This is a genomic window from Pseudomonas sp. NPDC087358, assembly GCF_044900785.1.
Classification (GTDB): Bacteria; Pseudomonadota; Gammaproteobacteria; order Pseudomonadales; family Pseudomonadaceae; genus Aquipseudomonas.
This window is the reverse complement of sequence record NZ_JBJDOA010000010.1, coordinates 121537-134468: the sequence shown is the minus strand read 5'-3', so window position 1 is coordinate 134468 and position 12932 is coordinate 121537. Positions and strand designations below refer to the sequence as shown.

Annotated in this window: 10 protein-coding genes; 4 read left to right on the top strand and 6 right to left on the bottom strand. The window is 61.9% G+C overall.

Annotated elements, in window-relative coordinates; all coding sequences use genetic code 11:
- Positions 1-575 precede the first annotated feature (575 nt).
- The 6 genes from ACI2KS_RS21915 to ACI2KS_RS21890 all read right to left on the bottom strand — a co-directional run bounded on the left by ACI2KS_RS21915 (position 576) and on the right by ACI2KS_RS21890 (position 5599).
- Complete coding sequence (locus tag ACI2KS_RS21915) at positions 576-806, bottom strand: hypothetical protein (protein WP_404623103.1); 231 nt, start codon at positions 804-806, stop codon at positions 576-578.
- A gap of 79 nt (positions 807-885) precedes the next feature.
- Positions 886-1416, bottom strand: coding sequence for an AAA family ATPase (locus ACI2KS_RS21910; RefSeq protein ID WP_404623102.1), 531 nt, complete (start codon positions 1414-1416; stop codon positions 886-888).
- Between the two features lie 329 nt (positions 1417-1745).
- Positions 1746-2354 (bottom strand): hypothetical protein, encoded by a 609-nt coding sequence (locus ACI2KS_RS21905; protein ID WP_404623101.1) that lies wholly within the window; start codon positions 2352-2354, stop codon positions 1746-1748.
- Positions 2355-2592: 238 nt separating this feature from the next.
- The gene (locus tag ACI2KS_RS21900) at positions 2593-3222 is read right to left on the bottom strand and encodes a TetR/AcrR family transcriptional regulator (RefSeq protein WP_404623100.1); all 630 of its coding nucleotides are present in this window, start codon (positions 3220-3222) and stop codon (positions 2593-2595) included.
- 68 nt (positions 3223-3290) lie between these two features.
- Positions 3291-4619, bottom strand: coding sequence for a spinster family MFS transporter (locus ACI2KS_RS21895; protein WP_404623099.1), 1329 nt, complete (start codon positions 4617-4619; stop codon positions 3291-3293).
- The gene (locus ACI2KS_RS21890) at positions 4616-5599 is read right to left on the bottom strand and encodes a flavin reductase (RefSeq protein WP_404623098.1); all 984 of its coding nucleotides are present in this window, start codon (positions 5597-5599) and stop codon (positions 4616-4618) included. Before ACI2KS_RS21890 ends, ACI2KS_RS21895 begins: the two co-directional genes overlap by 4 nt.
- Positions 5600-5768: 169 nt before the next feature.
- Here ACI2KS_RS21890 and ACI2KS_RS21885 point away from each other — a divergent pair, with 169 nt between their 5' ends.
- The 4 genes from ACI2KS_RS21885 (at position 5769) to ACI2KS_RS21870 (ending at position 12485) form a co-directional block, all read left to right on the top strand.
- Complete coding sequence (locus ACI2KS_RS21885) at positions 5769-7232, top strand: coniferyl aldehyde dehydrogenase (RefSeq protein ID WP_404623180.1); 1464 nt, start codon at positions 5769-5771, stop codon at positions 7230-7232.
- Positions 7233-7309: 77 nt separating this feature from the next.
- Positions 7310-8890 (top strand): amidase, encoded by a 1581-nt coding sequence (locus tag ACI2KS_RS21880; protein ID WP_404623097.1) that lies wholly within the window; start codon positions 7310-7312, stop codon positions 8888-8890.
- A gap of 184 nt (positions 8891-9074) precedes the next feature.
- A complete protein-coding gene (locus ACI2KS_RS21875) occupies positions 9075-10784 on the top strand; it encodes an FAD-binding protein (protein ID WP_404623096.1) in 1710 nt (569 codons plus the stop codon).
- Between the two features lie 9 nt (positions 10785-10793).
- On the top strand, positions 10794-12485 hold the full coding sequence (locus ACI2KS_RS21870; RefSeq protein ID WP_404623095.1) for an FAD-binding protein: 1692 nt from the start codon (positions 10794-10796) through the stop codon (positions 12483-12485).
- Positions 12486-12932 lie beyond the last annotated feature (447 nt).

Here is a 12932-nt window from a genome sequence, read left to right as displayed (position 1 = left end):
CCTTATGAGCACCGTCCTTGAGCCTTGGAGCCTGAGCGCAACGGGCTTGTGCGCAGACATTGCGATCCGTTTTTGCTCAGAAGCCACAAGAGTCAAGTGGGAGGGGTGGTGTAACTTTTTTCAGGGTTTGGGCCCATCACAAGGGCCGACGGGCGATGGGCGATGGGGACGGTGGAAGCCATAAGCGCGACAGCGAAGTTCGGGGTGTCGGTGCGGGCTGACGCCTGCACCGATAAGTCATCCATTGACCGTCCCGATCAGAAGATGAACTTGAAGAGGGCAATCACTACGATCAGGCCGATCAGGAAAATGACGCCTATGGTGCCGCCTAGAAATTTAAACATGTTTTACTCTCTTTCATCGACTGGACTTGGTTTCTAGACCTACGGCGGTCGAATTTGGTTCGGTGATTTGAATCGAACGCACCCGTGCCGTTAGAGACGTGGCCAGTAGTACGGTTCGATCAGCCGATTGCGGACGCTGTGCACCAGCAGATACGCACGACTACTTGTGCTGATGCTTTCCAGGCGGGGTGAGACTTGGCGTCGCTCACGTCGAGGCGCAAACGCTCCGGTTCAACTGGCGGCGGGTAAACCAGATTTGCGAAGGCGTTTGATCTCGACTTCCCTTGTTTGAGAAAGGTCGCACCAGGCCTGAATGCAGGAAGCCAGCTCGAGCTGGCGCTTGCGAAACAGAGGGCCGGTGATGCAGCCGGCATTGAACATTTCATTCAGCCGTTCATGTGCATACCGCAGGTTCAGTTTGGCCTCCAGGCTCTGCAACTTGTATGACTCGGTATCGAACATTGCGGGCCATCTAGGTGAGTGAACGTTGGGGCAGGGCAGCGGTTCTGGCGAGGTTGGCTATTGGGCGGTGGCATCAACCTCAATCACTGCAATGATGGCGGGGGTTATAGCGTTGCGCCAGTCGTTTCGTGACCATCGACACCGCTTGCGCCGGCGAAGTCAGCGCCGTGTCTATGCAAAACGGAGCGTCGATCCACGCCTCATACTCATGCTCCAGCACCGACTGCCAGGAGGGTGGGGTCAGCCCCGGAATATCTGTCAGCCTTGATTCCACCCGACGCCGATGCTCGTGCTTATCCGAGCAAACCACTTGAATATTGACTAGCCGGACCCCCGCCTTTGTGGCGACTTCGCTCCACGCCTTACGGCTTTCGATCACCGGATTGACACAATCAACGATCACCGTGCGGCCGAGGCATAGATTACTCAGCGCAAGCTCGTTGGCGACCAGATAACCGCTACGTCCAACGTCGTGTGCAAGAGCACCTGAGTTTCGAATGGCTTGCTCTATCGTATCGATCCGAAGGTAAACGGCGCCGGTCGTGGCGACGAGATCCTTGGCGATCGTGGTCTTTCCGGTGCCAGGAACGCCGCTGAATACAATGAGCATTGCCTGTCCTTGGATGAGTGAATTGAGCCAGTATAAGCCGTGGCCAAACATGCGGTCACACCCGTCCAAGTTCAGACGGGGCAGGGCGTACTTAAGCTACCATGCGGATCTTGACCGTTCCTGCACGCAGACTCAATGAGGCTTGTGCTCGATGCTGCCCGTTTTCCGCTGCATAACGACATGGCAAACGATCAGTTCGAGCGTTCGAGTGTCCACGCTCGGATCTGCTTTCCACGGGGTCGAGGTCGACGGGCACAGCGCGGTCATCAAGGGGGCGTGTCAGCGCTATTCCGGGCGAAGGGGAAACCCCATGCCTTTACGCGTGCTCGTCAATACGCGCCGAATAGCCATCGACCGAATCGGCGTGCAGCCGAGGGTCCAAAATGCCCCAGTTGCTCTTCAACCTCGGCGGACGCGGCATTCTGCTTGAGTGCGAACATCAAGCCGAAAAAACTGGTCAGATGAGCTGACAGTCTGGAGGATTTATCCTGATTCTTCTGCCACCTGATGTTCAAGGTGTCGAGGGTAGATGCCAGCGTACTTGCGCAGACGGTCCAACCCGCAGACGGTTGGTGCAGCTCGCGCCAGCGCGAGAATACCCAGTAAATGTAGATCGACGTCGGCAGATGGCCCTCATACCACGCCAGGAACTGGTCGAACTGAAGGCTCCAGAATCTATCGAAGAACATCTCAGCCTCAACGTTGATGCGCTCCGGGGTCCAGGCTCCTGCCGACCCGCTGGCCAACTCTGCCTGTGCGACCAATAGCTCACAGCGTTTTTTCTGCATTTCGTCAAATTGCTTGTGAAAGTGGATGATGAGGTCCGCTTGCTTGTTTCGAATGCTGAAGCGCGCATTGGTATAGATGAAAACCAGTGCCAATAGCGATGTGATGATTGGCATTACCTGCCAGAAACCGATTGCGGGTTGAGTGCTCATCTTTGCTCCCAACGGACTCGACGTCAGCTCGCTTTGGTTGTGAAGGGTCTCTAAATCGCTATGAGCATAGACCTCAACCGCCACTCGGTGCGTCAAGAGGTCGCCTTCGCGCAACATCCGCGACCGGCGGCCAGTGGCTGATACCTGCCGGTCACCAGTGGCGGCATTTGAAGCGATATCGCGGTCACTCCCCCAATGCCACCCGCAGCATGCGAGCCCTGGTTCAACTCACTGGCGATCACCTGATGGTCGCTCGCTGTTGCGCATTTGCACCAGAGCACGGCTGATTCGAGACCAGGCACAGCACGACATTTTTCAGCGTCTCTCCCAAGGCAGGCTCAGTGGTATCCAGGGTGTACCACTGGGCCTGTCCGAAGAGAATGGCGATCACCGTATTGGCGACCGGGCAGAGGTGAGTGCCTAGGGTTGCATCGGGTCGGTATTGGTCCGTGATGATGGCGTTCAGAAGCGACGCATAAGTATTTTTCAACTGGATGATCCGTTGCTTTTGTGACTCGTCCAGATTGCAGAATTCATGGGTGATCAGGGTTAATTTGTACTTTTCAGTGATGCTGAAGTCGACAAAGGTCTGAATAAACAGATCCACGCGTTTGCGAGGGCTGCGGATGGCTTTCACGCGGCATGTCGTGTTCAACAGTAACTGCGCGAGCGCGGCCTCCATAAGTTCGAACAACAGGGACTGCTTGTTCTCGATATGGTGGTAGAGCGATCCTGCCTGCAAACCCAGATAGCTCGCCAGGTCACGCAAGCCGACGGCCTGAAAGCCACGAGTGGCAAAGAGTTCAATGGCCCCGCTGAGTACTCGATCGCGTGCGCTGGGTTTTGGATTGGCCAAAGCGATGGTCATTTGCAAGTGCATCCGTCAGTTGGACAGTGAGGGCACGTGTACTTTTCCTGGACGCGAGCGGCGTTCCCTTATCCCGGGTGGCGATAACCGGTTGCTGATGCATGCCTTGCCGTGCGCACCAGTAAAAGCACCGCGCAAATCACCGGCAGATTCACCAGCAGCAATGAATAGCGCAGCGACTCTTGCCCAAACAGCGGCAGCAACAAGTCACTGAACAGTCCAGTGACCAATGGCCCGACGCCGACCCCGAGCAGGGTGCTGACGATGGTTTGCAACGCCATGGCCGTTCCGCGGCGCCCGGGTGGCACCAGTTGGCTGACAAGATTGTAGGACGGAGCGACCCACCACACGGCAAAGAAGGAATACAGCGCACACCAGAGCATTGCACCCGGAATCGGGACATCCCCCAGGCGCAGCAAAATGGAGTCAGACCAGAGCAGATAGGGGACCAGTGCACAGACGGCCGCCAGGTGGCCCAGCACCGGAATGGAAACTTGCCAGTGGGGGTCACGGCTGCACAGACGATCACTCAACCAGCCACTGAACAGGCCGCCGATTCCGGCGCAAATGCCGCAGGTCAGCCCAACCAGCAAGCCGGCATGTTGCAGTGACAAGCCGTGCGAGCGCACCAGAAAGCTGGTGTTCCACATGCCCACGGCGTATGAACTGAGCGTGGCCAGGCCGCCAGCGAGGATCAGACAGCGGTAGGCCGGCAGCGCCAGCAGATTGCGTGATTCGGCGCCGATGCCCAGTAGCGCGGGCTGCGCCGCGGCGTGCGGCGTGACATCCCATCGACCGCGCTGCGGATCGCGCACGAAAAAGGCCAGGATCGTGCTGAACACCAGCGCAGGCATACCAAGGGCAATGAATGCGCTGCGCCAGCCGTAGTGCTCCACGACCCAGGCACCGACACTCAAGCCGATGATCGAGGAAAACGTAGGTGCGGCTGTGAAGCAGCTGATGGCAAATGAGCGGCGTTGGGGCGGATACAGATCGGCGATCAGCGACAGTGAAGCCGAAGTCGTCGGTGATTCGCTGACAGCCACCAGCATTCGCGCAACGGCCAAGGCAACGAAGCTTCCAGCCAGGCCGCAGAACATGGTCGCCATCGCCCACAGCAAGCAGGCAATTGCCAGCAGGCGGATTCGCGGCAGGCGGTCTACCAACCGCCCCGCAGGCAGCCCCATGAGCGCATACACCGCGGCGAATGCCAGGCCCGAGATCAGGCCGATGGCGGTGTCGCTCACGGCGAACTCGGACTTGATCGGCTCGACCATCACCGCCAGTATCTGGCGGCCGACGAAGTTGCCGGCAAATACCATGGCCAGCAACCCCAACAAACCATGACGGCCCCAATCGAGCCTGGCCGGTGGCAGCAGGCCTGCGCGAGCAGTCATCGCGGTGCCCATAAATCAGGCAGGCCGGGGTCACTGACCACGATCAAACGCTTGAGCAATACCTTCAAGGCCTGCGCATCTGCGGCCCCGAGCCTGACCGAAAGGTCTTCTTCGACTGCCTTGGCCAGCGCAAGCTGATGCAGTGACACTTCGCGGCCCTGAGCGGTGAGGACAAAACGCAGCGCATGGGCCGGGCCCTCGAACGCCACCAGACGCTGGTGTTCAAGAAACCGCATGCCTGCCAGCGTCACCAGGCGGCCGGTGTAGCTGACGAACGTATTGATTTCTTCAAGGGTAATGTTGTCGCGGATGCACAGAATCGACAGCACGAAAAAAGTCTGTTCGTCGAGTTGCTGACTGTTCAGGAGCTCGCGCAGGGCGTTGAGGACCTGGTAATGCGCACGCCCCAGCAGATAACCGAGCAAGTCCTCGGTATAACTGCACTCCGGGGGTGGCGGCGTGGTCGCCAGGCGCAGCTCGCTGCGGGGCTTGCGCGTGGCCAGGGCGTATTGACCACTCTGGAAGGCCAGAGGCGCCCGGTCGCTGTGGTCGAAGGCCAGTACTTCGCCGACAAAGATTACATGGTCGCCGCCTTCGTACTGGAACGCGGTGCGACACTGAAAGCGTGCCGTGCAGTCCTGCAGCAGCGGCGCCTCGCTGACCCCGTTATCCAGACTGATCTCGGCGAACTTGTCTTCGCCCTGGGTGGCGAAGCGTCCCGACAGCGTCTCTTGCTCGGTGGACAGCACGTGCACATTCCAGTGCTTGCCACTGCTGAAGACCGGCAGGCTGCGCGCCTGCTTGGACAGACTCCAGAGCACCAGCGGGGGGTTGAGCGAAACCGAGTTGAAACTGTTGGCGGTGATGCCCACCGGCAAACCGTCCTCGGTCTGGGTAGTGATAATCGTAACCCCGGTGGTGAACGTACCCAGCGCGGCACGAAAGGCCTGGGGATCGAAGCTGATGTCTTGCATTGCCATGGCTGGCCTCATTGATCAGAGGTTTTCGTATGGCCATTGTTGGGCGTTTGCAGGTGTTGAACATCGTCTCAACGGACTAACACTATTGCGCTGTCTGGTCCGATTGGACGAGGCATTGCGGGTATCCCCCGGCTAGTGTGGCGCCCAGCGCATCGGGCGCTTAACGGCCATCGAGCCAGCCTGCAAGGGGATAACAATGAGTTCAGCCACGTCTTGCGTCGAAAACCTTTCCAGTCTGCTGGCGCGACAGAAAAGCGCCTTTGTCAGCGCAGGGAGTGTCAGTGCCGACACGCGTCGTCAGCGCCTCCAGCAAGTGATCGACCTGTTGGTGGGTCATCACGGGGCATTGACCCGGGCCATGGACGAGGACTTTGGCGGGCGGCCCGCTGGCTTCTCCCTGATGAATGACGTACTGGGTGCGCTGGCCTCGCTCAAATATGCCCGTGACCATTTGCAGGAATGGATGCAGGACCAACCGCGCGAGGTGTTCAGCCCCTATGACCAACTGGGCGCCACGGCCTGGGTCATGCACCAGCCCAAAGGTGTGGTGGGTATCCTCGGCACCTGGAACGCGCCGTTGTACACCTTGTTCAGCCCGTTGGCGTCGGTGCTGGCGGCTGGCAACCGGGCCATTCTCAAACCATCGGAAGTCGTGCCGCGTACGGCGGAGCTGGTGGCGCGCCTGTGCGCCGAACACCTTGACCCGTTAGTGGTGGCGGTGGTCAACGGCGGGCCGGAGCTGGGCGAGGCCTTCAGCAGCCACGCCTTCGATCACCTGGTGTTCACCGGCAGTACTGCGGTGGGCAAAAAGGTGATGGCCAATGCCGCAAAAAACCTGGTGCCGGTGACCCTGGAGCTGGGCGGCAAGTCGCCGGTCATCATTTCCCGCACCGCCGACCTGAATAAAGCCGCTTTGAGCCTGGCCGCAGGCAAGGCCAGTAACGGCGGGCAGATTTGCATCAATCCGGATCTGGTCTACGTGCCCAAGGCGCAACTGGAACCTTTTCTTGATGCGTTGCGCGGCGCTTACCGCGATCTTCATCCGACAGTGGCTGGCAATCCGGATGTGGTGGCAGTGGTCAACGAACGTCATCTGCAGCGGGTCGAGGGTTTGATCGAGGATGCCGATGTGCGGGGTGCGCGCATCGAAAGCCTGCCCGAACCGCTGGCGGTGGATGTCGGTGACCGTCGCCGACCGTTGCGGGTGGTGGTCGATCCCGCCCCGGACAGCCTGATCATGCATGAGGAAATTTTCGGCCCGGCCATGGTCGTGCTCGGTTACGACGACGTCGATCAGGTCATCGCCCAGATCAACGCCGGGCCGCGTCCCCTGGCGCTCTACTACTTCGGTGAAGATGAACAGGAGCAACGTCGGGTGCTGGGTCACACCTTGTCCGGCGGGGTCACCATCAACGACGTAATGATGCATGCGGCGCTGCACGATGCGCCGTTTGGCGGTGTCGGTGCCTCGGGCATGGGCCACTATCATGGCCGCGAAGGTTTTCTGCAGTTCAGTCACCTGCGTGCGGTGTTCAAGGCGCCGGCCCACGATCCACGTCGCGAGTGGGGCCTGTTGCCGCCCTACGGTGAACACTTCCTGGCGGCCATGCTGGCAGGGGTCACTGCCGACTGACGGCAGGCCCTGCCATCCGCGATACTCCGTTATTCAGACATATGACAACAATAATCAATCAGGTCGCGACCACTACCATGGACAATTACGGACATCCCCCACTCAACGCAGCTACTGCTCCCGAAACAGGCTGGCCGCGTCGCAGCGTGCTCAAGGCCGGCGCGCTGGCCGTTGGCGTCGGCCTGCTGGGGCGTTTCGCCGATGCCCGCGCAGCAGGTCTTTCGGCCAGCGATTATCAGGCGATGGACGCCTGGGCCATGGGTCAGGCGATCCGCAGCGGCGAGCTGAGCGCCGAGGACCTGCTGGCGGCGGCGCTGGCGCGCTGCAGCGCAGTCAATCCCAAGGTCAACGCGGTGAACATGCTGCATGAAGCCTATGCGCGCAGCTTGCTCGACCGACGTCGCGCGGCGGGGACTCACAATCAAGGCGCGCTGGCAGGCGTGCCATTGTTGATCAAGGACCTCAATACGCCCCTGCAGGGCACCATCACCAGCAACGGTTCGCGGCTGTTCAAGGACTCGCCGCCGGCGACTCGCACCAGCACCCTGATCAGCCGCTACGAGCAGGCGGGTGCGGTGCCATTCGGCAAGACCACCTGTCCCGAGTTCGGCTTGACCACCACCACCGAATCCCTGGCCTGGGGTCAGACCCGTAATCCGTGGAACCTCGCCATGAGCGCGGGCGGTTCCTCCGGGGGCGCGGCAGCGGCGGTGGCGGCCGGGATTGTGCCGGTGGCCCATGCCACCGATGGCGGCGGTTCGATCCGCATCCCGGCTTCGTATTGCGGTCTGGTGGGGCTCAAGCCCAGCCGTTATCGCACGCCCAGCGGGCCGCTGCATTACGAAGGCTGGTTTGGCGCCAGTGTGGCCAATGTGGTCTCACGCACGGTACGCGATACCGCGCTGTTCCTGGACGCCGGGCAAGGCCATGAGGCGGGCAGCGCCTATTGGTGCCCACCGCTGGTCCGACCCTATGCACAAGAGCTGCAGCGTGAGCCGGGCAAGCTGCGCGTGGCGGTGGTGCGCCAGTCGCTGACCGGCGCCCCTCTGGAGCCGGCGATTGCCGCAACCCTGGAACAGACCATCAAGCAGCTGCTGGCGCTGGGGCACGAAGTCGAGGAGTTGACGCTGACGATTGACCCGCGTCAGCTGTTCGGCGCCCATGGCACGGTCATTGGTACCGCGCTGCGGAGCCTGATCCAGGACCGTGAACAGATGCTTGGACGGGCTGCTACCACGCAAGACCTGGAGCGCATCACCCTGGTCAACCTCGAACGCTGGAAGGGCACCAGTGGGGCGGACTTGTATCGCGCCCGCCAGTCGTTCGAGAGCATCGGCGCCGAGATGGAGCGGCACTTCGAGCGCTACGACGTTATCTTGTCGCCCGTGACCGGCAGCGTGACGCCCAAGCTGGGCCTGCTGTCCCTGGATCAGCCCTGGGACAGCTACGTGCAACATGCCATGGGCAGCGCCGGGTATACCGTGCTGGCCAATGTCAGTGGACAGCCAGCCATCTCACTGCCTCTGGGCCAGAGCGACGACGGCTTGCCGGTGGGCATGATGTTCACGGCGAGCATGGGAGCAGAAGACGTCTTGCTGCGCCTGGCCAGCCAGCTGGAACAGGTCCATCCGTGGGCAGCGAGACGCGCTGTGGTGTAAACCCGCCCTGTAAGCCTCCCTGGCCTGCGCCCGCCCTTGGATGCGTTCCGAGGGAGGGCAGGTCCTAGTCCACTTTGACGATGAGCCCATCCCCCGCAGCGCTGATCATGGGCTGCACTCCGCCAGCGGGCCCGCTGCGTCGCCGGCGGTTTTCTTTCTGACCTCAGCTAATGGCATAACAATAATGACGGCTCAAGTTCAGTCACAGGACCATTACGACGTGATTGTCGTCGGTTCGGGCGCAGGCGCGATGACTTCGGCGGTGTTCCTCTGCGACCAGGGTCTGAGTGTCCTGGTGGTGGAAAAAAGCGACCAGTATGGCGGCACCTCGGCCATCTCCGGCGGCGGCATCTGGATCCCCAACAACCACTATTTCGCTCGCCTGCGCGGCAAGGACAGCTACGCAGCGGCGCTGACCTACCTCAGGGCGGCAGCGGGCGAGCATGTCGATGACGCGCGCCTGCGCGCGTATCTGGACAACGCGCCGAAGATGATCGAACAACTGACCCGCATCAGCCGGGTGCGCTATGCGGTGGCGGCTCAATACCCGGATTATTACCCGCACTTGCCGGGGGCACTTGCCGGTGGGCGTACCCTTGATCCGGAGTTATTCGACACCAGTCTGCTGGGCGAGGAACTGGTCAATCTGCGCAAGCCGTCGCCTTCGACCCTGCTCATGGGGCGCATTGCCTGGACCGCGCGCGATGCGCACAAAGCCATGGCCCGCAGTTTCGGCTGGCGTCTGCTGATCATGAAATTGATGCTGCGCTACAAGCTGGATTTCAAATGGCGCCGCAAGAGCAAGATGGATCGCCGTGCTTCTCTGGGCAGTTCCCTGGTCGCTTCGCTGCGCCGCTCGCTGATGGATCGCAATGTGCCGCTGTGGCTCAACACCGATTTCTCCGGTCTGATCAACGATAACGGACGGATCGCCGGCATTACCGTGCAGCAGGGCGGGACCGAGCGACACCTGTATGCGCGGCACGGGGTCATCCTGGCCAGCGGTGGGTTCGAGCAGAACCAGGCTTTGCGCGATCAGTACCTGCCCAAGCCGACCCGGGTGGCATGGAGTGCGACGCCGCCGGGCAATAACACCGGTGCGGCACTGCAAGCCGGGATGTCCCATGGCGCGGCCACCGCGTTACTGGATTGGGGCTGGTGGGCACCGACCATTGCCGTGCCGGGAGAAGACAAGCCCAGGGGTATCTTCGCCGAGCGCGCTTTCCCCGGCGCTATCGTGGTCAACGGCCAGGGGCAGCGCTTTGTCAACGAAGCCGCGCCGTATCTGGAGTTCGTCGATGCGATGCACAAGGACAACCAGAAAACCGGCGGTCAATCGGTGCCGGCCTGGGTGATCTTCGACGCGCATTTCCGCTTCAACTACGCCATGGGTCCGATGATGCCGGGCCAGGTCATGCCCGATGGCCGCCTGCGCAAGGAGTGGCTGGGTAACCTGTACTGGAAGGCCGACACCCTGGACGGTCTGGCGGCGCAGATTGGCATCGACAGCGCCGGGCTGCAAGACACCGTGAGCACCATCAACGGCTACGCGCAATCCGGCGTGGACCTGGACTTCGACCGTGGCGGTAACGTCTTCGACCGTTATTACGGCGACTGCAACGTCAAGCCCAACCCTTGCCTGGCGCCGCTGCGCAAGGGCCCGTATTACGCCATGCGCCTGGACGCCGGAGACATCGGCACCAAAGGCGGCCTGCTGACCAATGAGCACGCTCAGGTGGTGCGCGATGACGGCTCCACCATCGCCGGGCTGTACGCCATCGGCAACTGTTCTGCATCGGTTATGGGCACCAGCTATCCGGGCGCCGGTGGCACCCTGGGGCCAGCAATGACCTTCGGCTATGTCGCCGCCAAGCACCTTGCCAGCCAACGCTAGGAGTCCGTGATGTCAATGTCCAACAACCTTCCCTGCACAGAGGTACTGCCGCCTTTGCAGGTGCCCGACAGCGCCAGCGTGTCCTGGGACCAACACTGCGACGTACTGGTGGTCGGCTGGGGAGCGGCCGGGGCCTGTGCTGCCCTGGAAGCTCGCGCTCAGGGCGCTGATGTGCTGATCGCCGACCGCTTCAACGGTGGTGGCGCCAGCGCCAAGAGTGGCGGGGTGGTGTACGCCGGGGGTGGTACCCGCCACCAGCAGGCAGCCGGTTTCAGCGATAGCCCCGAAGCCATGTTCGACTACCTCAAGCACGAAACCCAAGGCGTGATCAGCGACGACACGCTGCGGCGTTTTTGTGCCCGGAGTGTGGACAATCTCCAATGGCTTGAGGGTCATGGCGCGCCTTACGCGCATCAGATGCCGCCGGGGGGCAAGACCTCGTACCCGCCCGATGGCTACTTCCTCTATTACTCGGGTAACGAGTTGGTGCCCGATCACAGCGGTCCCTTGCCACCGGCGCCGCGCGGTCATCGTACGGTGGGGAAAGGCCAGGGCGGCGCGGTGCTTTACGCCCACCTCAAGGCTGCGTGCCTGAGGAACGGAGTTCGACCGCTGCTGCAGGCGGCTGCGCGGCGCTTGCTGACGGATCCGCAGGGGCGGGTGCTCGGTGTCGAGTTCTGGTGCATGCCTGAAGGCAGCAAGGAGGCGCGGTTGCATGCCCGCCTGGCGGCACGCGCCGAGCGCTTGCAGAATTTCGTTCCCAGGTATTGCGACACGCTGCGGCGCAAGGTCTGCCAGCTTGAACGCGATTTTGCCCGGCCACGACGGGTGCTGGCTCGCAAAGGGGTGATCCTGAGCACCGGTGGCTTCATCTTCAATCGGCAGATGATCGAGCAGTTCGCGCCCAGGTTCCGGCGCAACTTCAAGGTCGGTGCCACCGGCTGCGATGGCAGCGGATTGCGCCTGGGCGCCAGTGTCGGGGGCCAGGGCAGCGGCCTGGAGCGTGTTTCGGCATGGCGCTTTCTCAACCCGCCCTACAGCTGGCACAAGGGGATCGTGGTCAATCGGGAAGGGCTGCGGTTTTGCAACGAAGAGGTCTACGGCGCCACCCTGGGTCAGCCTTTGATGGAAGAGCAGGGTGGCAAGGCATGGCTGGTGCTCGATGCGCCGTTGCGCAAAAAGGCCATTGGCGAGGCGTTGTTCGGCGGCTACTGGTGGTTTCAGAGTTTTCCGGCCTTGGCCCTGATGCTGTTCAAGGTTCGCAAGGGCAACAGTGCAAGCGAGTTGGCCACTGCCACGGGTATGAATCCGGCCGTGCTCAGTGCCTCGTTGCTGGCGGCCAACGCCGCTGCACGTGGCGAGGCTGCCGATCCCTTCGGCAAGTCCGAGGCCGGGCGGCAAGCACTGGATCAGGGGCCGTTCTATGCCTGCGACATTTCCGTGACCAATCCGGTTTTTCCACTGGGGGCGCTGACCTTGGGTGGCCTGCGGGTCGATGAACTCAGCGGCGCGGTGCTGGACGAACACGGTCAGCCGATCGCCGGCCTGTACGCCGCCGGGCGCACGGCCCTGGGCATTCCTTCGCATCTGTACATCAGCGGTCTTTCCCTCGCCGACTGTGTGTTTTCCGGTCGGCGTGCTGGCGCTGCCGTCGCCTGTGGCGAGCATGCCGAACAACCCCACGCGATCGAGATGACATGATGACCGACCAATGCACCAAGCGTTTTTGATTCTGGCCGCAGGCCTGTAGGAGCGGGCTCGTCCCGCGAGCTGCCGGGCACCGGCAGTAAATCCAGACAGCTCGCTGTGTCAGGTACAGCACGTTTCCAGGGTCCACTGCCGCTTCGCGCCAGATCGTTGGCAAGCCAACTCCCACGCCCTCCGGGCAGAAGCGGGGCATCCGGCATCGCACCTTAGATGCTGCACTCCCAGAGCCCCAACCTCTACAACCGATACGCCGAGCGTTTTTGATTCTGGCCGCAGGCCGTGGGAGCGGTGCTTGCCCGCGATCTGCCGGGCACCGGCAGTAAATCCAGACAGCTTGGCCGTGTCAGGTACAGCACGTTTCCAGGGTCTACTGCCGCTTCGCGCCAGATCGTCGGCAAGCCAACTCCCACGCCCTCCGGGCAGAAGCGGGGCGGTGTCCGT